At 65.3% G+C, this 25,774-nt stretch carries 22 protein-coding genes; 5 read left to right on the plus strand and 17 right to left on the minus strand.

Going from position 1 to position 25,774, the window contains the following annotated elements:
- Window positions 1-816, minus strand: coding sequence for an SDR family NAD(P)-dependent oxidoreductase (locus G3A50_RS00895; protein ID WP_163073356.1), 816 nt, complete (start codon window positions 814-816; stop codon window positions 1-3).
- A 408-nt stretch (window positions 817-1,224) separates the two neighbouring features.
- Here G3A50_RS00895 and G3A50_RS00900 point away from each other — a divergent pair, with 408 nt between their 5' ends.
- The 4 genes from G3A50_RS00900 (at window position 1,225) to sseA (ending at window position 5,377) form a co-directional block, all read left to right on the plus strand.
- The gene (locus G3A50_RS00900) at window positions 1,225-2,670 is read left to right on the plus strand and encodes a cryptochrome/photolyase family protein (RefSeq protein ID WP_163073357.1); all 1,446 of its coding nucleotides are present in this window, start codon (window positions 1,225-1,227) and stop codon (window positions 2,668-2,670) included.
- Window positions 2,671-2,747: 77 nt separating this feature from the next.
- Window positions 2,748-3,779: a cysteine synthase A gene (locus G3A50_RS00905; RefSeq protein ID WP_163073358.1), complete on the plus strand. Its 1,032-nt coding sequence runs from the start codon at window positions 2,748-2,750 to the stop codon at window positions 3,777-3,779.
- A complete protein-coding gene (locus tag G3A50_RS00910; protein ID WP_163073359.1) occupies window positions 3,779-4,498 on the plus strand; it encodes an alanyl-tRNA editing protein in 720 nt (239 codons plus the stop codon). The genes G3A50_RS00905 and G3A50_RS00910 overlap by 1 nt, the downstream gene beginning before the upstream one ends.
- A gap of 30 nt (window positions 4,499-4,528) precedes the next feature.
- Complete coding sequence (sseA, locus tag G3A50_RS00915) at window positions 4,529-5,377, plus strand: 3-mercaptopyruvate sulfurtransferase (RefSeq protein WP_163073360.1); 849 nt, start codon at window positions 4,529-4,531, stop codon at window positions 5,375-5,377.
- 99 nt (window positions 5,378-5,476) lie between these two features.
- Here sseA and G3A50_RS00920 read toward each other — a convergent pair whose 3' ends face one another.
- From G3A50_RS00920 to G3A50_RS00935, 4 genes are all read right to left on the minus strand, one after another.
- Window positions 5,477-6,274 (minus strand): amino acid ABC transporter ATP-binding protein, encoded by a 798-nt coding sequence (locus G3A50_RS00920; protein ID WP_163073361.1) that lies wholly within the window; start codon window positions 6,272-6,274, stop codon window positions 5,477-5,479.
- Window positions 6,275-6,319: 45 nt separating this feature from the next.
- Entirely contained in the window at window positions 6,320-7,696 is a 1,377-nt protein-coding gene (locus tag G3A50_RS00925; protein ID WP_163073362.1) for an amino acid ABC transporter permease, read from the minus strand.
- A 7-nt stretch (window positions 7,697-7,703) separates the two neighbouring features.
- Entirely contained in the window at window positions 7,704-8,894 is a 1,191-nt protein-coding gene (locus G3A50_RS00930; protein ID WP_163073363.1) for an amino acid ABC transporter permease, read from the minus strand.
- 113 nt (window positions 8,895-9,007) lie between these two features.
- A complete protein-coding gene (locus tag G3A50_RS00935) occupies window positions 9,008-10,030 on the minus strand; it encodes an amino acid ABC transporter substrate-binding protein (RefSeq protein ID WP_210255194.1) in 1,023 nt (340 codons plus the stop codon).
- A gap of 280 nt (window positions 10,031-10,310) precedes the next feature.
- Between G3A50_RS00935 and metC the strand changes: the two genes are divergently transcribed.
- Entirely contained in the window at window positions 10,311-11,501 is a 1,191-nt protein-coding gene (gene metC / locus G3A50_RS00940; RefSeq protein ID WP_163073365.1) for a cystathionine beta-lyase, read from the plus strand.
- Between the two features lie 10 nt (window positions 11,502-11,511).
- Here the strand turns inward: metC and G3A50_RS00945 are convergent, their stop codons facing one another.
- From G3A50_RS00945 to urtB, 12 genes are all read right to left on the minus strand, one after another.
- Window positions 11,512-13,257: an ArnT family glycosyltransferase gene (locus tag G3A50_RS00945; protein ID WP_163073366.1), complete on the minus strand. Its 1,746-nt coding sequence runs from the start codon at window positions 13,255-13,257 to the stop codon at window positions 11,512-11,514.
- 69 nt (window positions 13,258-13,326) lie between these two features.
- Window positions 13,327-15,612 carry a sensor domain-containing phosphodiesterase gene (locus tag G3A50_RS00950; protein ID WP_343037828.1) on the minus strand — a complete coding sequence of 762 codons (2,286 nt, stop codon included), beginning with the start codon at window positions 15,610-15,612 and terminating at the stop codon, window positions 13,327-13,329.
- A 172-nt stretch (window positions 15,613-15,784) separates the two neighbouring features.
- Window positions 15,785-16,432 (minus strand): urease accessory protein UreG, encoded by a 648-nt coding sequence (gene ureG / locus G3A50_RS00955; RefSeq protein ID WP_163073368.1) that lies wholly within the window; start codon window positions 16,430-16,432, stop codon window positions 15,785-15,787.
- Between the two features lie 16 nt (window positions 16,433-16,448).
- A complete protein-coding gene (locus G3A50_RS00960) occupies window positions 16,449-17,156 on the minus strand; it encodes an urease accessory protein UreF (protein ID WP_163073369.1) in 708 nt (235 codons plus the stop codon).
- A 3-nt stretch (window positions 17,157-17,159) separates the two neighbouring features.
- Window positions 17,160-17,948 carry an urease accessory protein UreE gene (locus tag G3A50_RS00965; RefSeq protein WP_343037829.1) on the minus strand — a complete coding sequence of 263 codons (789 nt, stop codon included), beginning with the start codon at window positions 17,946-17,948 and terminating at the stop codon, window positions 17,160-17,162.
- A 110-nt stretch (window positions 17,949-18,058) separates the two neighbouring features.
- A complete protein-coding gene (ureC, locus tag G3A50_RS00970) occupies window positions 18,059-19,771 on the minus strand; it encodes an urease subunit alpha (RefSeq protein WP_163073371.1) in 1,713 nt (570 codons plus the stop codon).
- Between the two features lie 63 nt (window positions 19,772-19,834).
- Window positions 19,835-20,455 carry an urease subunit gamma gene (locus tag G3A50_RS00975; protein WP_163073372.1) on the minus strand — a complete coding sequence of 207 codons (621 nt, stop codon included), beginning with the start codon at window positions 20,453-20,455 and terminating at the stop codon, window positions 19,835-19,837.
- A 76-nt stretch (window positions 20,456-20,531) separates the two neighbouring features.
- Window positions 20,532-21,404, minus strand: a complete 873-nt coding sequence (locus G3A50_RS00980) for an urease accessory protein UreD (RefSeq protein ID WP_163073373.1) — start codon at window positions 21,402-21,404, stop codon at window positions 20,532-20,534.
- Window positions 21,379-22,074: an urea ABC transporter ATP-binding subunit UrtE gene (gene urtE, locus G3A50_RS00985; protein ID WP_163073374.1), complete on the minus strand. Its 696-nt coding sequence runs from the start codon at window positions 22,072-22,074 to the stop codon at window positions 21,379-21,381. Before urtE ends, G3A50_RS00980 begins: the two co-directional genes overlap by 26 nt.
- A 4-nt stretch (window positions 22,075-22,078) precedes the next feature.
- Window positions 22,079-22,870: an urea ABC transporter ATP-binding protein UrtD gene (gene urtD / locus G3A50_RS00990; RefSeq protein ID WP_163077158.1), complete on the minus strand. Its 792-nt coding sequence runs from the start codon at window positions 22,868-22,870 to the stop codon at window positions 22,079-22,081.
- 40 nt (window positions 22,871-22,910) lie between these two features.
- Window positions 22,911-24,065 carry an urea ABC transporter permease subunit UrtC gene (urtC, locus tag G3A50_RS00995; RefSeq protein ID WP_163073375.1) on the minus strand — a complete coding sequence of 385 codons (1,155 nt, stop codon included), beginning with the start codon at window positions 24,063-24,065 and terminating at the stop codon, window positions 22,911-22,913.
- A complete protein-coding gene (urtB, locus tag G3A50_RS01000) occupies window positions 24,062-25,687 on the minus strand; it encodes an urea ABC transporter permease subunit UrtB (RefSeq protein WP_425483432.1) in 1,626 nt (541 codons plus the stop codon). Before urtB ends, urtC begins: the two co-directional genes overlap by 4 nt.
- Window positions 25,688-25,774: the final 87 nt, after the last annotated feature.

Here is a 25,774-nt window from a genome sequence, read left to right on the forward strand (position 1 = left end):
TCAATCGTCTGCGCCCGTGCCGAGTCCATAACGCGGGGCGGCATGGTCGCGCGACAGACCCGGCATCATCTCCATGCGCGTGGCGACCAGCCTTTCCCAGGCGGCGGCATCGGGAAGGGACGGAATGGTGATGGTCTCGCCCATGTCGAGACCCGCCAATGCGGCGTCGACGAGTTCATCGACCTCCATCACCATCGCGGGCGGAAAAGCGGTCAGATCAACACCGGACCGGTCGAAGAACTCGGTGCGGGTCAGCCCCGGCAGCACGGCCTGGAGCCGCACCGGCCGATCCTGCAGCTCATTGCCGAGCGACTGCGTCAGCGCCAGCACATAGGCCTTGGTCGCGCTATAGGCGCCAAGCAGGGTCTCCGGCATGAGCGCGACGACAGAGGCGATGTTGATCAACGTGCCTCCCCCGAGCTGAACGAACGCGTTGACCGCGGCGACGGAAAGCTGGGTGAGCGCCACGACATTGAGCTGCACCATGGCATCGATCTTGGCGATGTCAGCACCGATCACCGGCCCCTCCGTGCCCGCGCCGGCATTGTTCAGGAGCAGGGTGATCGACGGGTCGCTTGAGATCCTCGCGGCGAGGCCTGCGACGTCCGCCGGCGTGCCGAGATCGGCGACATGCACATCGACGGCGCATCCCGGCGACGCCGCCGAAAGCTCCGCCGCGAGCGCCTCGAGCCGGGCACGATTGCGAGCGACGAGCACAAGATCGTACCCCCGCCTGGACAGTCGTTCCGCATAGGTCTTGCCGATGCCCGATGAGGCGCCGGTGACGACGGCGGTTCCAAGCTTCTGGGATGTCATGAGATTCTCCAAAGGTTCGATGTGCGTCGAAGGGCTCCGCACGTTTTCATTATAATCATCATGATTATCTCGCGCACGCTAATTGTTGGAACCTCGGCTTTGACGGCGCGATTTTCCGCGCCGCTGACGCCGGCACGTTGGATATCGTCGCTCACCCGCCCCGCCCCATGGGCGTTGATCTGAAAGGCATTCCGGCTCCTGTCACGCCGGGCCAGAGGTGCCCCGGCCGCCTCGCCGTTGGCCAGAGGGGCAGCGACGGCCGATCCGGTTCGTTGGTGAGCGCGTAGAAGAGGAGTGAGCAACGGTGCGCCGCGTTTCCCACACGGCGATATCGCGGAGATCCAGCCGAGGTCGGATCAGGCGACCACAGGCGACGACACATCATCCTCACGCGAAGCGAAGAACGCCATGACCTCATCTTCCGCCGCCCCCGCCTTGGTCTGGTTACGCAACGACCTGCGGCTTGCCGACAATCCCGCGCTTGAGGCGGCGCGGGCGAGCGGGCGACCTCTCATCCTTCTCTATGTTCTGGAGGTCGCCGACGAGATCCGCCCTCTTGGCGGGGCCGCCCGCTGGTGGCTTGGCCGTTCCCTCGCCGGACTTTCCCACGACATTGCCGCGCTTGGAGGCACCTTGGTGCTGCGCAGTGGCGATGCCCGCCGCGTCCTCCCCGACATCGCCGCGGAGACCGGCGCCGGGGCGATCTACTGGAATCGCCGCTATGGCGCCGCGGAGATCGCCACCGACACGGCACTCAAATTGACCCTGCGCGAGAAAGGCCTGGAGACAGCCAGCTTCAATGCAGCACTGCTCCATGAGCCTTGGACGGTCCGCACCCAGAAGAACGAACCCTACAAGGTGTTCACGCCCTTCTTCAGGGCGGCTCACACCATGCACGTCCGCGCCCCGGCGCGCCTCGGCTCCGGCTGGACATGGGCCCGCGCGCCCAATAGCGAGCGTCTGGTGGATTGGCGTCTTGAACCCCGGGCGCCGGACTGGGCCGGCGGCCTCCGCGACGCCTGGATCCCGGGGGAAGCGGGCGCGCGCGCAGCACTGGAGCAGTTCCTGGCGCAGCGCCTCAGCGGCTACGCCTCCCGTCGCGATCGGCCCGACATTGAAGGCACGTCGCGGCTTTCCCCTTATCTCCGCTTCGGAAACATCTCACCACATCAGATACTTGGTGCCGTACGGCATCGGGAAGCGCGCGGCGATGCACGCGGTGCCGACATCGCCAAATTCGTCAGCGAGATCTATTGGCGCGAGTTTTCCTATCACCTGCTTTTCCACAATCCGAACCTCGCCGATCAGAACTTCAACCCCCGTTTCGACCGTTTCGAATGGCGCAATGACGACGCCGTCGAACGGGCGTGGCAGAAAGGGCGGACGGGCTTTCCCATCATCGATGCCGGCATGCGCCAGCTCTGGCAGACTGGGTGGATGCACAACCGGGTGCGCATGATCACCGCCTCATTCCTGATCAAACACGGCCTCACCGACTGGCGACGCGGCGAAGCCTGGTTCTGGGATACGCTTGTCGATGCGGACCCCGCCAGCAATGCCGCGAGCTGGCAATGGGTTGCCGGCAGCGGCGCGGACGCCGCGCCCTATTTCCGCATTTTCAACCCAGTGCTCCAGGGCGAAAAGTTCGACCCTGACGGCGCCTATGTCCGGCATTTCGTTCCCGAGATCGCAAAGCTGCCGGCGAACGTCATCCATAAACCCTGGCGGGCGACGGCGGATGTCCTGCACCGCGCCGATGTGGTCCTTGGCGAGACCTATCCGAACCCCGTGCTCGATCTCGACACGTCGCGCCGCCGGGCACTCGAACATCTCGACCGCCTTCGCGATGAATGAGCCCGCGACAGCGGTTGCCGTTCATCCTCGGCACGACTAGTTTCGGGAACCCTTTGAAACGCAATGCATCGTATCCCATGAACATTCGGAACGGCCTCGTGGAGGCCATCGGCAATACGCCTCTCATCAAGCTTCAGCGTGCATCGGCCGCGACGGGCTGCACCATCCTGGGCAAGGCCGAGTTCCTCAATCCCGGCCAGTCGGTGAAGGATCGCGCCGCGCTGTTCATCATCAAGGACGCCGTCGCGCGCGGTGAGCTTCGTCCCGGCGGCGTCATCGTGGAAGGCACCGCGGGCAACACCGGCATCGGCCTCGCGCTGGTGGGGAATGCACTGGGCTTTCGCTCGGTGATCGTGATTCCTGAAACTCAGAGCCAGGAAAAGAAGGACATGCTCCGGCTCGCCGGCGCCACGCTGGTCGAGGTTCCCGCCGTCGCCTACGCCAATCCGAACAATTATGTGAAGGTGTCCGGGCGGCTTGCCGAGGAGCTTGCCAAGTCCGAGCCGAACGGGGCCATCTGGGCCAACCAGTTCGACAATGTCGCCAACCGGCAGGCTCACATCGAGACCACGGGCCCGGAGATCTGGGACCAGACCGAGGGTGAAGTCAGCGGCTTCGTCTGCGCCGTCGGCACCGGTGGCACCTTGGCGGGAACCGCGATGGCGCTGAAGGAGCGCAATTCCCGCATTCAGATCGCGCTGGCCGATCCGTTCGGCGCCGCGCTCTATTCCTATTATACGACCGGCGAGCTCAAGTCGGAGGGCTCCTCGATTACCGAGGGGATCGGGCAGGGGCGCATCACCGAGAACCTCAAGGACGCGCCGATCGACCATGCGTACCGCATCCCGGACGCCGAGGCGGTGCAGATCGTGTTCGACCTGCTCGAACATGAGGGGCTGTGCCTGGGTGGATCTTCAGGCATCAATGTCGCCGGCGCCATTCATCTCGCAAAAGAGCTGGGCCCCGGCCATACCATCGTGACGGTGCTGTGCGATTACGGCACCCGGTACCAGTCGAAACTCTTCAATCCCACCTTCCTGCGCGAGAAGGGCTTGCCCGTTCCGGGTTGGCTGGAGCGCAAGGTCGAACTGCCGAATGTGCTGGTGTGATGCCGACGCTCCTGCTTTTCCGTGACGACGCCTATCTCGCCGAAACGAGCGCCACCGTGCTCGGCGTGACGCCGGAAGGCGGCATCGTGGTCGACCGGACCGTGTTCTATGCGACAGCGGGCGGGCAGCCCGGAGATCGCGGACGGCTGGTACGCGCGGACGGCGGCGAGATCGACATCGCCACGGCGGTCTATGGGCCCGGCAAGGCCGATATCGTGCATGTCCCGGCGCCCTCGTCCGACACGGCCCTGCCCGAGGCCGGCGAAGAGGTGACCCTGCGCCTGGACTGGCCGGTGCGCCACAAACGCATGCGGATGCACACGGCGCTGCACCTTCTGTCGGTCGCCCTTCCCTTTCCGGTGACCGGCGGCTCAATCGGCGAGGAAGAGAGCCGGCTCGACTTCGACATCCCGGAGGCGGGGCTCGACAAGGATGAGATTGCCGCCAAGGTCAACGGCATGATCGCCACCGGCGCGCGGGTCAGCGAACGCTGGATCAGTGACGAGGAGCTGGCCGCCAATCCCGGGCTGGTCAAGACCATGTCTGTCAAGCCGCCCATGGGCACCGGACGCGTTCGCCTGGTTGAGATCGAGGGGCTCGATCTTCAGCCCTGCGGTGGCACTCATGTACGCAGCCTGACCGAAATCGGCCCTATTCAGATCACCAAGATCGAAAAGAAGGGCCAGCAAAACCGCCGCGTTCGGCTCGCCTGGGGCTGATCTAACAGCCTGAAATTCCGGAGCTTCACCATGCCCAGTGACAGTCACTTCGTCTCTACCGAATGGCTTGCCGCGCATCTCGGCGCGCCGAACCTCGTCATTGTCGACGGATCCTGGCACCTGCCAACGGCGGGCCGGAACGCGCATGAGGAATATCGACAGTCGCACATTCCCGGCGCCGTCTTCTTCGACCTCGACGCCATTTCGGATGTGTCGAGCCCCCTGCCCCACATGTTGCCCTCCGAGATCCTGTTCTCCGGTGCGATGGAATCGCTGGGCATCGGCCGCCTCATGAAGATCGTGGTGTACGACACCGAGGGCCTGTTCTCCGCCCCGCGCGTGTGGTGGACGTTGCGCGCCTTCGGCGCCATCGACGTGGTCATTCTCGATGGCGGCTTTCCGAAATGGCTCGCCGAGGGTCGGCCGGTTGAGGCCGGCAACGGCACGCATCTGCCGTCGCATTTCGAGGCCAAGCTGGACCACAGCTGGGTTGCAGGCATGGAGGATGTCGCCAAGGCGATCGCCAGCGGCACCGCGCAGGTGCTCGATGCCCGCCCCCCCGCGCGGTTCCGCGGTGACACCCCCGAACCGCGCGCGGGTGTGCGCGCCGGTCACATTCCCGGCGCGCACAATCTGCCGGCCTCTCAGCTGGTGCAGGACGGGCGCCTGGTTGATCCGCCGGCAATTCGCGCAGCGCTGGCCGCCGCCGGTATCGACCCCGGCCGCCCGACCATCACCAGCTGCGGATCCGGCGTGACGGCCGCGATCCTGTGGCTCGCCCTGACCACCATCGGCGCGCAGCCCAAGGCTCTCTATGACGGCTCCTGGACCGAGTGGGGCGCTTCAGACAAGCCGATAGCGACCGGCCCCGCCTCCTGAGGCACGCGCCGCTCGCGCGTGCCCATTCGCCAACTGAAACGAAAACGGCCGGCCGCATGACGCGGACCGGCAGTTTCTTATTGGATGGGTGCGTGCCGCTCAGTGCAGGATCTGGCTGAGGAACAGCTTGGTGCGCTCATGCTGCGGGTTGGAGAAGAACGCCTCGGGCTCGTTCATCTCGATAATCTGACCCGCATCCATGAAGATGACGCGGTTCGCCACCTGGCGGGCAAAGCCCATCTCATGCGTCACGCACAGCATGGTCATGCCCTCTTCGGCCAGGCTGACCATGGTCTCCAGAACTTCCTTCACCATCTCCGGATCCAGCGCCGAGGTCGGCTCGTCAAACAGCATGATCTTGGGCCGCATGCACAGCGCACGGGCGATGGCCACGCGCTGCTGCTGCCCGCCCGACAGCTGGCCGGGGTATTTGGCCGCCTGCTCGGGGATCTTCACCTTGGTCAGGAAGTGCATCGCCAGCTCTTCAGCGTCCTTCTTGGGCATCTTTCGAACCCAGATCGGCGCCAGCGTGCAGTTCTCCAGAATGGTCAGATGCGGGAACAGATTGAAGTGCTGGAAGCACATGCCGACTTCACGGCGGATTTCGTCAATCCGCTTCAGGTCGTTCGTCAGTTCGATGCCGTCGACCACGATGGTGCCCTGCTGGTGCTCCTCCAGCCGGTTGATGCAGCGGATCATCGTCGACTTGCCGGAACCGGAAGGCCCGCAGATGACGATGCGCTCGCCGCGCTTCACGTTCAGGTTGATGTCCTTCAGAACGTGGAACTCGCCGTACCATTTGTGCACACCGACGAGTTCAACCGCGACCTCGCCGCTCGGTGCCTCGTGCACCGCGTGAAGCTGGTCACTCGGTACGATGGAGTGGGACTCACTCATTCAATGTCTCCGTCGTTCAACGCCAGAGGCGTGTTGGCTATGGCGTCAGTGCCGGTGTGAGGTGTTCAGCCGCCGCTCCACGAACAGCGAGTAGCGTGACATGCCGAAACAGAAGAAGAAATAGACCAGACCGGCAAAGGCGAAGCCGGTGTAGAGCGTCACCGGACTGGCCCAGTTCGGATCGGTGAAGGACGCGCGCAGCTGGCCCAGGAAGTCGAAGATCGACACGATGAGCACGAGCGTCGTGTCCTTGAACAGGCTGATGAAGCTGTTCACGATGCCCGGTATCACGAGGGTCAGGGCCTGGGGCAGGATGATGAGGCGCATCATCTGGCCCCATGTCAGCCCCATCGCCATCGCGCCTTCATATTGTCCCTTGGAAATGGCCTGAAGGCCGCCGCGGATGACCTCCGCCATGTAGGCCGCCGAGAACAGCGCGACGCCCACCAGCGCCCGCATCAGCCCATCCGGGTTCATGCCGGACGGCAGGAACAGCGGCAGCATGTAGGTGGCGAAGAACAGCACGGTGATCAGGGGCACGCCGCGCCAGAACTCAATGAAGATCACCGACAGCAACCGGACGATCGGCATCGTCGAACGCCGGCCAAGGGCGAGCGCAATGCCGAGTGGCAGCGACGCCACGATGCCGGTGACGGCGATCACCAGCGTCACCAGCAGCCCACCCCACTGCCGCGTCTCGACATAGGTCAGGCCGAAGTCGACATCCCAGATGAGCACCACCGCTCCGAAGCCCGCGAACGCCAGCAGCGTGGTCCGGCCCGCCGAGATCGCGTTGCCTCCGAGCAGGCCGATCAGCGCTCCGGCCACCACGGCGACCAGAAGCGCGGTAAGCAGGAAGTCCACCCAGAAGGCGATGTTCACGCCGGCAACGATCACATCGCCGGTAAGCGGCCGGATGAGACCGAATCGCTCCAGGAGGAACGCCGACGCGTCGATGTTGCCACCCGTCAGCAGCACGAAGGCCACGACCGGATAGACGACGAAGAAGAGCAGCGAATTCAGGCGCTTCATCGGCCAGCTCGGCACCAGAAGCGGCACGAGCAGGACGGCGCCAAGGGCGAAGACGATGTTCGGGCGCCAGCGCAGATCGAACGGGTAGAAGCCGTAGATAAGCTGCCCGAACTTGGCGCCGATAAAGGGCCAGCAGGCCCCGACCTCGGGGCCGAGACACGCCTCGCGGTTCTCGCCGGTCCACACCGCGTCGATCAGCATGAACTTGACCAGCGGTGGCACGATGAGCAGGAACAGCCCGATGCCAAAGAAGGTCAGCAGCGTATTGAGAATGCTGGAGAACAGGTTCTCGCGCATCCAGCCGATGGGGCCGAGGTTACGCACCGGCGGCGGCAGCGGCGTCTCCATTTCGGAGCGGATGTAGGTTCCGTCGTCGAAGGTCAGACTCATCGCGCCCTCACCGTTCCACGAGCGCAACGCGCTTGTTGTAGATGTTCATGATGACCGAGGTGACGATCGACAGCACAAGATAGACACCCATGGTGATGGCGATGATCTCGATCGCCTGGCCGGTCTGGTTCAGCGCCGTGCCGGCGAACACCGCGACGAGGTCGGGATAACCGATACCCACCGCGAGCGACGAGTTCTTCGTCAGGTTCAGGTACTGGCTGGTCAGCGGGGGAATGATCACCCGCATCGCCTGTGGAATGACCACGAGGCGCAGCGTCTGGCCGTTACGAAGACCAAGAGAATGCGCGGCTTCCGTCTGGCCGTGGCTCACGGCCTGGATGCCCGCGCGCACGTTCTCGGCGATGAACGCCGCCGTGTAGGTCGCGAGGGCAACAGTCAGTGCCACGAATTCGGGCACAACCTGGATGCCGCCGGCGAAATTGAAGCCCTTCATTTCCGGGCGCTCGAAGCTGATCGGGAAATTCGTCGCGATCATCGCGATCAGCGGAACGACGATGATAATGCCAAGACCGATCTTCACCATCGGCAGGCGCTGGCCGGTCTCTTCCTGCCGCGCCTTCGACCAATAATTGATGAGGACGATGGCGAGAATGGCGGCCCCGAATGCCCACAGGACAATGCCGCTGCCCTCTCCGAACAGGGGGCGGGGAATCATCACGCCGCGATTGGAAATGAACACCTCGCCGAAGATGCTGAGGCTCTGGCGCGGTCCGGGAAGGTTGCTGAGGACGGCCAGGTACCAGAACAGAATCTGGAACAGCGGCGGCAGGTTACGCAGCACCTCGACATAGGCGGTCGAGAGCAGGCGGACGACGAAGTTCTTGGACAGGCGACCGATGCCGACCATGAAGCCAATGATGGTGGCGAGGAACACGCCGACAACGGCCACGAGTATGGTGTTCAGCAGGCCGACCAGGAAGGCGCGACCGTAGGTCGAAGTCTCGCTGTAGGGGATCAGGGTCTGGTTGATGCCAAAGCCGGCGGTGTTCTCAAGGAAGCCGAAGCCGGTGGCGATCTTCTGGGCCGCGAGATTCTCGCGGGCATTGTCAACGAACATCCATCCCAGCAGAACCACCAAGACAAGGGCAATCAGCTGAAGGCCGATGCTGCGTACCTTGGGGTCGTTGATGAACAAGGTCTTTGATTGCCCTTTGCCGGGCACGGCCAAATCCGACATGGTCCCCCTTCGCCCCATTTACGAGGCCCGATCGTCTCCCGGGGCCGGACTTGCGCCAGCTTCACCGGGAAAGTTGGGTCCCCGGCAAAGCCGGAGACCCGTTTGTCGAAGCCTCAGCGGATCGGCATGCCGTACTGCAGGCCACCCTTGGTCCACAGCGCATTGGTGCCGCGAGCCAGCTTCAGCGGGGTGTCGGGACCGACGTTGCGGTCATACATCTCACCGTAGTTGCCCACGCTCTTGATGATCTGGTAGCCCCAGTCGTTACCGATACCCATGCCCTCGCCGAACTTGCCTTCGGTGCCAAGCAGACGCTTGACCTCGGGGTTCGTCGCCGACTTCAGCATGTCGTCAACGTTCTTCGAGGTGACGCCGAGCTCTTCGGCATTGATCTGGGCGTAGAGCACCCACTTCACGATATCGAACCACTGGTCGTCACCATGCGCGACCACCGGGCCGAGCGGCTCCTTGGAGATGATTTCCGGAAGAACGATGCTGTCATCCGGGTTCGTGAGCTTGAGACGCTCGCCGGCAAGGCCGGAGCGGTCGGTCGTCAGCACGTCGCAGCGGCCGGCATCATAGGCCTTGACCACCTCGTCATTGGTCGCGAAGGCAATGACTTCGTACTGCATGTTGTTGGCGCGGAAGAAGTCGGCGAGGTTCTGCTCGGTCGTGGTGCCGGTCTGCGTGCAGACCGAGGCGCCCGAGAGCTCCATGGCCGAATTGACCTTCTTGTCCTTGCGGATCATGAAGCCCTGGCCGTCATAATAAGTGACGCCCGTGAAGTTCAGCCCCAGCGACGTGTCGCGGGTGATGGTCCAGGTGGTGTTGCGCGACAGGATGTCGATGTCGCCGGACTGAAGAGCGGTGAAGCGGTCCTTGGCCGACAGCGGCGTGAACTTCACCTTGTCCGGATCGCCGAAGACAGCCGCGGAAACCGCGCGGCAGAAATCCACGTCGAGGCCCGTCCAATTACCCTTGTCGTCCGGGGTGGAGAAGCCCGGAAGGCCCTGGCTCACGCCGCACTGGATGAAGCCCTTGGACTTCACCTGTTCCAGCTTGGTGGCCGCCTGAGCGCTCGCCGCCGAAAGGCCGAGGGCTCCGGCAAGAGCGAACGTGGAGAGGAGGCGTTTCATGTGTGTAGCCTTCTTCATTCGGTTTTGAAGGATGCGTCAGGTACGACGGGCGAACCTGATGCTAGCGATAGTTAAAGCAAATCATGTGCCGGTCGGCGCGCACTGGTCCGCGAGCGCCATGAGTCCTTCGTCCAACAGAGCAGCGGAGCGCTCCTTCTTGGTCCGGTCGGCAGACCCTACGTCATGAGAACGCCGTATTTATGCTTGGTCAAGCGGGTGACGATACTTTACCCGTCGCGCTGGGAGATGGGTCAGCGACCTAGAAGGATTGGCAGAAGGCATGGCGAAGCAGTCAAAGAGCAAGAATTCACCGGCCTACGCCGTCGAAACCGAGCTGGTGATTGGCGGTCGCGACCCGCAACATTCCTACGGCTTTGTGAACACGCCCATCGTTCGTGGCTCCACGGTTCTGTCTCAAACGGTCGCCGAGCTTGAGGCGCATGCGGGCCGCTATACCTATGGCCGGCGCGGCAACCCCACGACGGAAGGCCTGGAAGACGCGCTGACCCAACTGGAAGGAAGCGCGGGCGTGGTGCTGACCCCGTCGGGCCTCTCTGCCGTGAGCATCGCGCTGCTTTCGGTGCTGGGAAGCGGCGATCACCTGCTCATGGTCGACACCGCCTATCAGCCCACGCGACGCGTCTGCGATGTCGTGCTCAAGCGCTACGGGATCGAGACGACCTACTACGATCCCCTCATCGGAGCTGATATCGCCGGCCTGCTCCGCCCCAACACACGTGCCATCTTCATGGAGTCCCCCGGCTCTCAGTCCCTGGAAGTTCAGGACGTTCCCGCGATCGTGGCGGTGGCCGCCGAGCGCGGGATCTGCACTTTGATCGACAATACCTGGGCGACCCCCCTGTTTTTCAGGCCCCATGATGCCGGTGTCGACCTTTCGATACAGGCGGGCACGAAGTATCTGGGCGGCCATTCCGATCTCAATATCGGCACCATCTCGGGGAATGCGCGCGTGTTCGGCCGCCTCAAGGCGACGCATGGCGATCTCGGCATCACGGTTGCGCCCGAAGACGCGTATCTCGCGGCGCGCGGCCTGCGCACGATGGCCGTGCGGCTGGCGCGGCACCAGGAGTCGGGACTTGCGATCGCACGGTGGCTGGCCGGCCGCGCCGAAGTTCTGCGCGTGCTCCATCCCGCCCTTCCCGACGACCCGGGGCACAGCCTGTGGAAGCGTGATTTCAAAGGCGCGTCAGGCCTGTTCAGCTTCATCCTGAAGCCGGTGCCGAAGGCGGCGGTCGACGGCTTCCTCGACGAGCTGGAACTCTTCGGCCTTGGCTTTAGCTGGGGCGGATTTGAGAGCCTCGCCATACCGTTCGACTGCACGCCCTACCGTACCGCCACCCGCTGGCAGCCCGGCGGTCCGGCCATCCGCGTCCATATCGGCCTGGAGAACACTGACGATCTCATAGCCGACCTGACCCGCGGCTTCGCCCGCCTCGCGACGCTGAGCTGACGGGGGCGGATCAATTGGCGGCGTTGCGGTAGAGCGTCAGTCTCACCCGGCGCCCGGTTGTGTAGTCGAATCCGGCGATATCAGCGCCGCGTTCGATCCGCATGCCGAGAAATTCGGCGCGGCGTACGAAGCGCATTTCCTGACGTCGCTCGACAAAAGCAACCCGGCAGCCGGTCTCGTTGAGCACATCGGCGGCCCCCGCGCCGTCCACGAAACGTACCGGGCCCGGCACGGCGAAGAGCAGGCTTGGCTCGGTATAGCCGGCCGAGGCGACCACGCGGGCATCCGGGCCACCCGGACAGGCCTCGCGCCCCGCCACGGCGGCCATGCGCGGGGCGAGCCACAGGCTCTTCATCTGCGGCAGAACCAGCTGCATCACCCCGAAGCCGGAGACCAGCATGCCGGCGATGGCAAGCAGGGTCACCTTCTCGATGCCATAGTCGCGCACCGACACGGCCGCCGTCACCAGCGCGAAGAAACCCACCAGCAGCAGGGGCCAGGCCAGGAAGCTCGTCGTGTGATCGAACAAGGCGAGACCGAGCAGGGCAAAGAAGGCGATAAGCGCCCCGATCAGCGGCCAGAGCCAGAGCAGGCGAACCAGCCGTGTGTTGGCCAGCGCCAACGCACCGCGCTCGAACGCCAGCGCCACCAGTATCGCGATGGCGGGAAAGGTCGGCACGACGTAGGCCGGCACCTTTGTCGGAAGCAGTTCGAACAACAGCCAGGCGGGGAGAATCCAGACGAGAAGATAGCGCACGGCGCGCAGACGCCTGGCGCGCCAGATGATCGGCGCCGCCAGAGCCGCCAGCGGCGCGCCCGGCCAGAACAGGCCGGCGAAGATCACGAGATAGGTTCCCGGAAGCGCGCTGAATCCCTTGAAAGCGGGCGAGACCCTGCCGGTCAGGGTCAGCAGGGCGTCATCGCCGCCGGAACCGGCAAAGTGCCTCAGCACGAACCACACCACGCCGACCGCCAGACAGACAGCCAGGCCGACCAGCGGCGCCGTCGCACGCAGGAAGCCCGCGGAGCGGTCGAGCACGACCAGCGCCGCGATCGGCAACACCAGATAAAGCGGCGCGATCAGGCCCTTCGTGGTCAGTGCGCAGGCCAGCGCCGTCCAGAGAATGGCCGCGTGCTTGGTCGCATCGGAGGCGTCTGCCCCATTGCGCAGGTAGATCCGGGCAAGGGAGCCGATCATCGCCGCGATCGCCGCCAGAAACAGCGCATCGGGAAGAGCGAGCCGGCCGGCGACGGCGAACACCGCCGAGCTTGCAAGAAGCGTCGCCGCGAGCAGTGCCCCGCGCCGCCCGACAAAGGCGAGCGCCGCCCAATAGGTGAGAAGGACGGCGCCAATCGCCCCGACAAGCGAGGGCAGACGGTAGATCCCGATGGTGCGCGGCGCCTTGGCGTAGCCAAGCCCCTCCACCGCCGCCACCAGCCCCGCCTGGACCCAGTGCAGACCCAAGGGCCGCGTATGACGCGCCTCGACGCCGACACGCACTTCGGTGAGATTCCCGGTCTCGGCCATCTGACGGGACACATAGGCGAAGCGCGCTTCATCGCGGTTCACCGGCGGGATGGCGAACATCCCCGGCAGCAGCGTCGCCACGCAGAGAAGCACAAGGAAGAGAATCGCGTTCCTGTGCGACAGGGCGGCCGCGTCGAACAGCGTCACAATGCGGCCGGCAATGTTCAGACCACGGCGGCCGGCGTGCCCTGCACGGCGCCGTTGCTCCGGTGCTGTCGTTGGATTCATCGCGTCGGCCCCTAGGACGAGCTCGAACTTATCAAAAGGATGGAATGAGAAACCCGCGTCGGGCGCGGCTCAGCCCGTCCAGTCGAGCGGAGCGGTGACATGTGGCACGGCCTCGGCGGCATTCCAACCCTTGATCAGGGACGGGACGCGCGTGGCCGGCAACGCTTTGGAGTACAGGAATCCCTGCGCGAAATCACAGCCGTTCAAGCGAAGGAAGGCGGCCTGTGCGGCCGTCTCCACACCTTCCGCGACGATTTCGATGCCGAGGCTCTGACCCAGATTGATGACCGCGCGCACAATGGCCGCGTCGTCGATATCGTGCTCGATATCATGCACGAACGAACGATCGATCTTGATGCGATCCACCGGGAACTGCTTCAGATGGGTGAGCGAGGCGTAGCCGGTGCCGAAATCATCGAGGGCGATGAAGACGCCCGCCTGATGCAGTGTCTGCAGGCTTTGCCGGACGGTTTCCGCCGTTCGTCCGAGGAAGACGGTCTCCGTCACTTCGACCACGAGCCGCTCCGGCGGCAGACCCGCCGCGTCGAGCGCGGAGAGCATGCGTTCAGGCAGTTCACCGCGCGTGAACTCGGGCGAGCTCACATTGATGGCCACGTGCCCGAAGGCGCAGCCCAGTCTCACCCAGGACGCCATATCGCGCGTGGTCAGCTGGAGCAGACGCTCGCCAATGGCGACAGAGAGGTCCGGATCCTCGAAGATCTGCCCGAATTCCTGCGGCCCGAGCAGCCCCTTGCGGGGGTGGCGCCAGCGCAGCAGCGCCTCGAAGCCGACGATGGTGCCCGTATTGAGGCATATCTTTGGCTGGTAATAGGGCAGGAACTCGCCATTCTCCAGCGCAAGCCGGACCCGGGCCGACAGCTGGATACGCGTTTCGGTCGCCTGCTGCATCTGCGGATCATATTCGACCGCGATGCCGCGCCCTGCCGCCTTGGCGCGGTAGAGTGCGATGTCCGCGTTCTTCAGAAGAGTCGAGGCATCCGTTCCGTGGTCCGGGGCCGTCGTCACGCCTAGGCTGCCGCGACAGGAGAGCGCGGTCCGGCGGCATACGAAGGGCGAGCTGAGAGCGGCCAGAATGCGCTGCGCCTCCACCATCGCGTCGGAAGGGTTGTCCAGTCCGGCCAGCAAGATGATGAACTCGTCGCCACCCAGGCGTGCGACGGTATCGACCTCGCTGACGCAATTGGTCAAACGACGCGCCGCCTCGATGAGCAGGGCATCGCCGGCATCGTGACCCAGCGTGTCGTTGACGTCCTTGAACTGGTCGAGATCCGCCAGAAGCACCGCCACATGCTTCCCCGACCGACGCGCCCGGCGTAGCGCAAGGTCGAGCTTGTCGCGCATGAGGCCTCGATTGGGCAATCCGGTCAGCGCATCATGATTGGCCATGTGCCACATGCGCTGCTCGGCTTCCTTCTGTTCGGTAATGTCCTGGAGAATGCCGAAGGCGCGCACCACCCGGTCGCCGTCGACTTCAAGCTCGCAGGATTTTCGCACCAGCCGATGGTGGCCCTGTGCGTTCACGAAGGGCAGCTCGATCTCGAACGGCTCACGATGACGCAAGGCCGCTTCAAATTTCCTGACGTACTGAGTCCGGGCCTCGGGCGGAAAGTGCGACAGCGCGATCTCGGCCGTGGTTTCCTTTCCGGGCGCAAGCCCGTAGATGCGGTAGACACCATCGGACCAGTTGAGGCGCCCGGACGCGACGTCCAACTCCCAGCCCCCCACCTTCGCCAGGCGCTCGGTCTGCGCGAGCAGGGTCTGGCGGCGCCAGAGCTCGCGGCTCTGCATTTCAAGCAGGCTCTGGCCGGTACGGCGGTGTTCAAGCTCCCGCCGCGCCCGCCGTGTGGCTTCATGCAGGCGGAACTGATCGACGATGATATTGGCGAGATGCCTGACGATTCCGAGCTCCGCGGCCGTGATCTCGCGCGGTTCGCGGCCGAAGATGCACAACGAACCGATGTTCAGTCCCGAGCGAAGAGCAATAGGCGCGCCGATATAGAAGCGGATATGCGGCGGCCCGGTGACGTAGTGATTATCCGCAAAGCGCAGGTCCTTCGTCGTATCCGGCACAACGAGGATATCCCGCGAGAGTATTGTCCACGTGCTGAAGGAATCTTCGCGCGTGGTGCCCTCCATATCGTCAAATCCAGACTGCGCCACAAACAATTGGCGACTGCGATCGACGAGGCCCACGCAGGCAAATTCGAGGCGCAGCATTTGCCGCGCAAGCTCGCAAACGCCATCCAATGCGGCCGAACGTCCGGAATCCAGTACATCGAGAGCGTAGAGCTCAGCGAGTCTTTCAGCCTCGTGCTCCGGCAGTGGAAACTTCATTGTGCACCTGACGCGGGACAGCGGTTAAGCTGACGAAATCGGCCATCCATTCTTGGATCCTACAGACGCGGCGATCAATCGGCACTTCACCGAACACATCGTGGCTACCGCACAGGAGCAAAAAGTCATTTCATCGCGTTTTCGCTCAACAGTCCACATCCTCAAGCGATCTTCAGTGCTGAGCGGCGCCGGTTACCACCAATTCGTCGAGCCCACCCGTCTCGACGATGAAACGCGCCACTTCCTCCACGCCCTGCCCCGAGCGAATGTTGGAGAAGACGAAGGGCCGCTTTCCGCGCATGCGGCGCGAATCCCGATCCATCACCTCGAGCGAGGCGCCGACATAGGGCGCGAGATCGACCTTGTTGATGACCAGCAGGTCCGAACGCGTGATGCCGGGCCCGCCCTTTCGGGGGATCTTCTCGCCTGCCGAGACGTCGATGACGTAAATCGTCAGATCCGCAAGCTCGGGAGAGAAGGTCGCGGCCAGGTTGTCGCCGCCCGACTCGATGAGAATGAGGTCCAGCTTCGGAAACCGGCCACGCATTTCCGCAATCGCCGCGAGATTCGCCGACGCGTCCTCCCGGATCGCCGTATGCGGACAACCCCCGGTTTCGACGCCCATGATCCGGTCGGCCGGCAGGGCGCCGGCGCGGGTCAGGATCTCGGCGTCTTCCTTGGTGTAGATGTCATTGGTTATGGCGCACAGATCGTATCGCTCGCGGAAATGGCGGCACAGCGCTTCCATCAGCGCCGTCTTGCCTGAGCCGACCGGCCCGCCGATACCCACCCGGAGCGGACCCGAACTGTCCTGTGCCATGCCACTTTCCTCGCCTTCAGCTTCTGAATAGCCGCGTGTACTGCGTCTCATGCCGCATCGACGCGATGTCCGAGCGTAGCGCCGCGCCGCCGATCCGCGCCAACGGCACATGCGATGCCTCGACCGCCGCGTCCCGGATCACCGGCAGCAGCGAGGCCAGCGTGCGGTTGCCATCCGTCTGGCCCAGCGGCACGAGCCGCACCGCGGCGGAGATGAGGTTCGCCGCGACCGCGTTGAGAAAGGCCGACAGCGTGGCCGGCAAAGGCAGGTCATGCGCAGCCGCCGCGATACCGACCGCGACCGAATAGGCCACACGGCCACTCCACACCGCGCCGGGCCGCTCCAGAGCGGGCGCGAACCACGCGGTGCGGGTGGCGGCCATGAAGGCATCGCCCTGGTTGAGCGTCTCCATCTGGCGCTCGCGCGACGGCGCGAAGGCCGCCGCGAGTTCCAGCACGTCGTGCAGGGCCGCGTCGTCATCGCCCGTAATGGCACGCCACCCGTGGGCGAGAAGAACCGCATCGGCGAAGGGACCGCCGCACAGCAGCAGATCCTCCACCCAGCGGCGCAACGTTTCCGCGTCCTTCACCTCGCCGGTCTCCACAGCCCATTCGAGCCCGTGGGAATAGGCGAAGGCGCCGACCGGATAGGCCGGCGACAGCCAGACGAACAGCGCAAGAAGATCTCCGGCGTCGTTCGGCGAGGCGCGTACCGCTTCGCTCATCGCTCACCCATGGCGGTGGCCATGCCCGCCGTGATCATGGTGCCCATGATCGTGGTGATGTTCGCCATGCTTGTGGTCATCATGGTCATGCCCGCAGCCGCAGCCTTCACCATGCGCGTGCGTGTCGGCGTGGTCATGGACATGCAGCACGTCGCGCGCGTGCCCGTGATCGGCGTGATCATGGTGAGCGTGATCATGCTCGCCATGCTTGTGCTCGCCGTGGTCATGGCCGCAGCCGCAGGCTTCGCCGTGGGCATGGTGTTCATGCTCGTGATGCCCGTGCGCGTGGTGTCCGTGATGATGACCGTGGGCCTCGGGCGCCTCATAGGCGCCGCCTTCCGGCTCGAAGGCCGCGTCGATGATCTCGACGCGGGCACCGAGCCCGCGCGCCATTTCCTCCAGAACCGAATCCCGCGCGATCCGGATGCGGTCGGCGAGCAGTTCCGCCGGCACGTGACGATTGCCAAGATGCCACGCGAGCCGCGCCAGATGATGGGGGTCGTTCGCGACGATCTCGGCGACCGGCTCCTCGGCGGCGGCGACGGCCACCACCCGGCCGTCGTCGAGCACCAGCCCGTCGCCATCCTTCAGTCGCGTCGCCTCCGGCAGGTCGAGCAGGAAGACGACATCGCCCTCGCCCCGCATCGCGATGCGACGGCGGTGCCGCCCGTCATGGGGCAGCACCACACGGTCGACGGCGGTGTCAGAACTCCAGGTGCCGGCGGACAGCAGCGCGCGCGCATGAATCATGATCGTCTCCTTGGGAACATGTCCGGCATATGGTGACGCCATATTGCGTTTGGAACATGCCCGAATGGTATCGGCGGCGGGTTCTTTGCGCTCAACCCGCCCCTCCTCCGATGAGTCCCGCCGGGCGGGACGCCCTGCCCCGTCCGTTACCCTTAGAACAGGAAATAGCGTTGCGCCATGGGCAGTTCGCTGGCGGGCGCGCAGGTCAGAAGCTCGCCATCGGCGCGCACTTCATAGGTCTCGGGATCGATCTCCAGTGCCGGGGTGGCACTGTTATGCACCATCGAGGCCTTCGAGATGCCGCCGCGCACATTGTCGACCGCGATGGTGCGCTTGGCGAGCCCCAGCCTGGCGCCAACGCCGAGATCGATGGCGGCCTGAGACACGAAGGTGAAGCTGGTCGCCGTCCGCGCCTTGCCGAAGGCACCGAACATCGGACGATAATGCACCGGCTGCGGCGTCGGGATCGAGGCGTTGGGATCGCCCATCTGCGCGGCGACAATGGCCCCGCCCTTGATCACCATGTCGGGCTTGGTGCCGAAGAACGCGGGAGACCAGACGACAAGGTCGGCCAGCTTGCCCGCCTCGACCGAGCCGATATGGCGCGACATGCCATGCGCGATGGCCGGATTGATGGTGTACTTCGCCACATAGCGCTTGGCGCGGGCGTTGTCGTTGCGCTCGCTGTCGCCGGGCAACAGGCCGCGCTGCAGCTTCATCTTGTGCGCCGTCTGCCACGTGCGCGTGATCACTTCGCCCAGCCGCCCCATGGCCTGGCTGTCCGAGCTCATCATCGAGATCGCGCCAAGATCGTGGAGGATGTCCTCGGCCGCGATCGTCTCCTTGCGAATGCGGCTCTCGGCGAACGCAAGATCCTCGGCGATCAGCGGGTCGAGATGGTGGCAGACCATGAGCATGTCGAGGTGCTCGTCCAGCGTGTTCACCGTGAAGGGCCGCGTCGGGTTGGTCGAGGATGGCAGCACGTTGGGCAGGCCGACCACCTTCATGATGTCCGGCGCGTGGCCGCCGCCCGCCCCTTCGGTGTGGAAGGCGTGGATGGTGCGCCCCTTGAACGCGGCGATCGTATCCTCGACGAAACCGCTCTCATTGAGCGTGTCGGTGTGGATCATCACCTGCACGTCATAGTCGTCGGCAACGGACAGGCAGTTGTCGATCGCCGCCGGCGTCGTGCCCCAGTCCTCGTGCAGCTTCAGCGCGCACGCGCCGGCTTCGATCTGCTCCACGAGCGGCCCGGGAAGCGAGACGTTGCCCTTGCCGGACAGCGCGAGATTGACCGGGAAGCTGTCGAAGGCGCGCAGCATCATTTCGATGTGCCACGGGCCCGGTGTGCAGGTCGTGGCGTTGGTGCCCGCGGCGGGGCCCGTGCCGCCGCCGAGCATGGTGGTCACGCCGCTCATCAGCGCATGTTCGATCTGCTGGGGACAGATGAAATGGATGTGGCTGTCGAACCCTCCGGCGGTGATGATCTTGCCTTCGCCCGCGATCACCTCGGTCGACGCGCCGATGATGATGTCGACACCCGGCTGGATGGCCGGATTGCCCGCCTTGCCGATGGCCGCGATGCGCCCGTCACGCAGCCCGATATCGGCCTTCACGATGCCCCAGTGGTCCAGAATCAGCGCGTTGGTGATGACGGTATCCACCGCCCCGTCGCCGCGCGTGATCTGCGACTGGCCCATGCCGTCGCGAATGGTCTTGCCACCGCCGAACTTCACCTCCTCGCCATAGACGGTGAGGTCCTTCTCGACCTCGATCACCAGCGAGGTATCGGCGAGCCGTACGCGGTCGCCGGTGGTGGGGCCGAACATCTCGGCATAAGTGGAGCGGGAAATCTTGATCGACATGGCAAATTCCGTCTCGGCAATCCATGCGGGCGAAGGGCGGGCGAGGCAGTCCGGGCGCGGCGGCTAGAGCCGGCCCATGATCTCCTGGCGGAAGCCGAAGACCTCGCGCTCGCCGGCGAGAGCCACCAGTTTCACCTCGCGAGACTGGCCGGGCTCGAAACGCACGGCCGTTCCCGAGGGAATGGCGAGCCGCATGCCGCGCGCCTTGTCCCGATCGAAAGACAAGGCGGGGTTGGTCTCAAAGAAGTGGTAGTGACTGCCGACCTGGATCGGGCGGTCTCCGGTATTGGCGATGGTGAGGGTGATGATCTCGCGCCCGGCGAGCAGCTCGATCTCGCCCTCTTCGAGAAGAAACTCGCCCGGCGAGCTGGCACCGCTATGCCAGGGAATCGGCTCATGAACGGTCACGAGCTTGGTGCCGTCCGGGAACGTCGCCTCGACCTGAATCTCATGGATCATCTCGGGCACGCCCGGCATCACCTGATCGACGGTCAGCACCTGCGCCCCCTGCATCATCAGCTCGGCCACGCTCTTGCCGTCCCGTGCGCCCTCGACCACGACATCGGTGATCAGCGCCACCGCCTCCGGGTAATTGAGCTTGATGCCACGCTCCAGGCGGCGGCGGGCAACCATGGCTGCCATGGCGACGAGGAGTTTGTCCTTCTCGCGCGGGCTCAAATTCATCGAGGCGTCTCCGGGTACTGAACAGCGAGGCTTGGGTCGAAGCGGGCACGGCGTGCATCAGGCGGCGTTGCTTGCATCAGGAATGCCAGATGCGCGGGACGTCGGCGATTCCGAACGCGGCAATCGCGCGACGAAGGGCGGCCTCCAGCGGCGCGCCATCGCGGGCGAGCAGCCGCACCGACAGCATGCCGTCCCAGGCGCTGGCTCCCGCTTCGAGATGCTCCGGCAGGTCGTCCGGCAAACCGAGAGCGGCGCGCACGTCGTCCAGCCGGCTCTCCGCGTCGGGCGCGACAAGCAGCAGGGTGGCGAAAGCGGCCCAGCCGCCGGCGGCGGCCCGCCGGTCCAAAGTGCTGGCAGCATTGCCATCGAGCACCAGCCCATCGGCATAGATGAGCCGGCCGTCGCGCCGCACGCGCCAGCTGTCATAAAGGCGCCCCGAGGCGAAGCGCTCACCACGCGCCGTCCGCCCGAGCACCACCGGCTCGATCAGGAGCAGCCGCCCGTCCGGCGCGATCTCCGCCGAGATGGAACGCTCGATACGCGCCCCGTCGAACACGATCGTCGCCTGCGGCATCCAGTCGAGGCTGGCACCCTCGCCCACAGTGAGCTTCACGGCGATGTGCGACGTGGAGCCATCCGAGCGGTAAACCTTCTCCGCCGCCTGGGTCGTGACCACGAGATGAGCATCGCGTGCCGCGCGGATGGTCGTTTCCGAGCTGTCCCCACCGGCCAGACCCCCGCCCGTATTGATGAGCACCGCCTCCAGTGCGCGCCCGCGCCGGCCCGACAGCGGGAAGCGCGCCCGGGCGAAACCGGACTCCTCCACCGTGCCGCGCACCGTGCGGCCCTCGCGCCCATGGACCTCCACCGAAAGCCGGCCTTGTCCGCGCCGCTCGACCGGGATCGAGGTGGCGGGGACGCGATCAAACGGCAATTCGGTTGCGTACATCCGGATCCTCAAGAGCGGCGCCGTCGCCGGACATCACCACGGCACCGCGTTCCATCACGATGAAATGGTCGGCCAGTTCCTTGGCGAAGTCGAAATACTGTTCGACCAGCACGATGGCCATATCGCCCTTGCTCCGCAAGTAGCGGATGGCGTTGCCGATGTCCTTGATGATCGAGGGCTGGATGCCCTCCGTCGGCTCGTCCAGAACCAGCACCTTGGGCCGCATCGTCAGTGCCCGGCCGATGGCGAGCTGCTGCTGCTGGCCGCCGGAAAGGTCGCCGCCGCGACGGCGCATCATGGAATCGAGCACCGGGAACAGCGAGAACACGTCATCGGGGATGGAGCGGTCCGCGCGCTTCAGCGGCGCGAAGCCGGTCTGGAGATTCTCCGCGACGGTGAGCAGCGGGAAGATCTCGCGTCCCTGCGGCACGAAGGCGATGCCCCGGCGCGCGCGCTCGGAGGGCGCCATGGTGGTGATGTCCTGCCCCTCAAAGCGGATGCTGCCCTTGGCGACCGGGGCCTGCCCGACAATGGCACGCATCAGGCTGGTCTTGCCCACGCCGTTGCGCCCCAGCACGCAAGTCACCTTGCCGGCCTCGGCCTTGAGCGACACACCGCGCAACGCCTGCGCGGCGCCGTAGAAGAGGTTGATGTCGTGAACTTCCAGCATACGCTCAGCGCCCCAGATAGACTTCGATGACGCGCTCATTTGCGCTGACCTGGTCGAGCGTTCCCTCCGCCAGAACCGAGCCTTCGTGCAGGCACATCACGCGCACGCCGAGATCGCGCACGAAGGTCATGTCGTGCTCGACCACGACGACCGAGTGACCATTGGCGTTGATCTCACGCAGCAGTTCGGCGGTCTGCGCGGTTTCCGCGTCAGTCATGCCGGCCACGGGTTCGTCCACCAGCAGCAGCTTGGGATCCTGTGCCAGGAGCATGCCGATCTCCAGCCACTGCTTCTGCCCGTGGGAGAGATTGCCGCCGAGACGCCCACGGTGCTCGGTGAGCTTGATGGTCTCGAAGATCTCGTCGATGCGCTCGCGCTCGAACGCGGTCTCCTTGCGAAAGATATTCGCGAGCGCGGCGCGCTGGCCCTTCAGCGCCAGCCGCAGATTGTCGAGCACGGTGTGGCTCTCGAACACGGTCGGCTTCTGGAACTTGCGCCCGATGCCGAGCGTCGCGATCTCGGTCTCATCCAGCTTGGTGAGATCGGTGGTGCCGCTGTTGAAGAACACGTCGCCCTTGTCCGGGCGGGTCTTGCCGGTGATCACGTCCATCATCGTGGTCTTGCCGGCGCCGTTCGGCCCGATCACGGCCCGCATCTCGCCGGGGTCGACGGTGAAGGAAAGCGCGTTGAGCGCGCGGAAACCGTCGAAGGTGACCGTCACGCCGTCGAGATAGAGCAGCGCCTCGGTCAGCGCTTCGGTCGAGCCCCCCTCCGGGCCGGTTCCGGCCGCCGGCATGTCGGGAGCAAGCGTTTCTGTGTCGCTCATGGCGTGTCCCTCACTCCGCGGGCCTGGGTTCGGCGATGGGCTCGCCAGCCTCGTCGGGCGGCGGGTTACGCCTGTCGCGCCACTCGTAGAAGGTGCCGATGATCCCCTTGGGCAGGAACAGCGTCACCGCCACGAACAGCCCGCCCAGCATGAACAGCCAGTACGGGGCGAGGATGCCGGAGGTGAAATAGGTCTTGGCGTAGTTCACCAGCACGGCGCCCAGCGCCGCCCCGACCAGTGTGCCGCGCCCCCCCACGGCCACCCAGACGATGATCTCGATCGAGTTCGCCGGCGAGAATTCGGACGGGTTGATGATGCCGACCTGCGGCACGTAGAGCGCCCCCGCGACGCCCGCCAGCATGGCCGAGGCGACGAAGGCCACGAGCTTGTAGTTCTCCGCCCGGTAGCCGGTGAAGCGCACGCGGGTCTCGGCATCGCGGATCGCGATCAGCACCTTGCCGAAATGCGAGCGCACCAGAAAGCGGCACAGCACATAACCGAGAATGAGCGCGAGTGCGGAGAGCGCGAACAGCGCGGCGCGCGTGCCGTCGGCCTGGATGTTGAAGCCGAGAATGTCCTTGAAGTCGGTCAGGCCGTTATTGCCGCCGAAGCCCATGTCATTGCGGAAGAAGGCCAGCAGCAGGGCGAACGTCATCGCCTGGGTGATGATCGACAGATAGACGCCCGTCACGCGGGAGCGAAAAGCGAACCAGCCGAAGACGAGGGCCAGTGCGCCCGGTGCCAGCACCACCATCACCGCGGCGAAGGGGAACATGTCGAAGCCATACCAGAACCAGGGCAGTTCCTTCCAGTTCAGGAACACCATGAAGTCGGGCAGGACCGGGTCGCCATAGACACCGCGCGTGCCGATCTGGCGCATCAGATACATGCCCATCGCGTAGCCGCCGAGCGCGAAGAACGCGCCCTGGCCGAGCGAGAGGATGCCCACATAGCCCCAGATCAGGTCGACCGAGAGCGCGAGCAGCGCGTAGCAGAGATATTTGCCGAGCAGCGAGACCACATAGGTCGGCACATGCAGTGCGGTGTCCGGCGAGGTGAGTAGGTTCAGCACCGGCACCAGAATGGCGGCCGCGACGAGAATGCCGACGAAGATCAGGCCGCTGGTGCCAAGCAGGGCCGGCGGGCGTGTATCGGTCGTGTTCATGCCTCGATCGACCTCCCCTTGAGGGCGAACAGGCCGCGTGGCCGTTTCTGGATGAACAGGATCACGATCACCAGCAGCGCGATCTTGCCCAGCACGGCGCCGGCATAGGGCTCAAGCAACTTGTTGGCGATGCCCAGCGACATGGCGCCGACCAGCGTGCCCCACAGATTGCCCACGCCGCCGAACACCACGACGAGGAAGCTGTCGATGATGTAGCCCTGGCCGAGGTTCGGCGAGACGTTGTCGATCTGCGACAGCGCCACGCCGGCCATGCCGGCGATGCCGGAGCCCAGGCCGAAGGTCATGGCATCGACCCAGTTGGTGCGGATGCCCATCGAGGCCGCCATGCGCCGGTTCTGGGTGACCGCCCGCATCTCCAGCCCGATACGGGTGAGCCGAAGCACGGCGAGCAGTGCGACGAAGACCAGCATCGCGAACACGATGATCCACAGCCGGCCGGACGTGATGGCGAGCTGGCCGATCTCGAAATTGCCGGACATCCAGCTCGGCGCGCCGACCTCACGGTTGGTGGGCCCGAATATGGTGCGGATGGCCTGCTGCAGGATGAGCGAGATGCCCCAGGTCGCCAGCAGCGTCTCCAGCGGCCGGCCATAGAGAAAGCGGATGACGGTGCGCTCGATGATCACGCCGATCAGGCCGGTGAAGAGAAAGGCCAGCGGGATGGCGATGATCAGCGACACGTCGAACAGCGCCGGATTGTAGGTGCGGATCGCCTCCTGCACCACGAAGGTGGTGTAGGCGCCCAGCATCACCATCTCGCCATGGGCCATGTTGATCACGCCCATCACGCCGAAGGTGATGGCGAGGCCGATCGCGGCGAGCAGCAGCACGGAGCCGAGCGACAGCCCGTACCAGACATTCTGCGCCACGCCCCACATGGCGAGGTTCCGCTCGATGCCGGCGATCTCCTTCGCGGCGGCTTCCTTGACCTCGGGGATGGCGTCGTTGGGCACGCTGCGCAGCACGGCGAGCGCGTCCTGGTTGCCCTCGGCACCGACCAGCTCGATGGCCTTGATGCGCATCTCCGGCGGCACGCCTTCCTTGCCGATGATGATGGCGGAACGGGCCAGCGTCATCGCCGACTTGACCCTTGGTTCGGCCTCCTTGGCGAGCGCGGTCTCAAGCGCGGGAAGCGCCGCCTCATCGCGCGAGCGCAGCACCGCCGCCGCCGCGTCCAGGCGCTTGGCGGCATCCGGGCTGGTCAGGGACATGGCCCCGTTCGCCGCTTCGATGGCGCGTCGGACGCGGTTGTTCACACGCACCGGCTTCACCGGCCCGGGATCCGCGACCGGCTCAAGCGAGACCGGGTCGAGCAGTCCCTTGTCGCCCTGGATGAAGAGATGGCGCGGGAGGGAGGTGCTATAGACCAGCTTGCCACCCGCCAGCGCCGACACGATGCCGGTCGCCGCCGGGTTGCCGCTGAGGGCGAGCGCGCCCAGCGCCGACTCGGTGGCGCCGTAATTGTCCTGGGTCAGCTGGGCAAGCGGCTCGCTGATGTCCTGGGCCGAGGCGCGGCCGGCATGGAAAAGCGTGGCCATGGCCAGCAGGGCGGCGAAGAGTGCGCAGGTCAGGCTGCGGCAGCGTGCGCGTGAGATCATCATGATCCATCGGTATGGCGCTGCGGGTGCCGGAGCAGGTCCGGCGGCGAGGGAAAGGCGGTGCCGTCTTTCCCGGAAAGCGCGGGGCGG

Origin of the sequence: Ancylobacter pratisalsi, from assembly GCF_010669125.1 — a bacterium.
Lineage (GTDB): Bacteria > Pseudomonadota > Alphaproteobacteria > Rhizobiales > Xanthobacteraceae > Ancylobacter > Ancylobacter pratisalsi.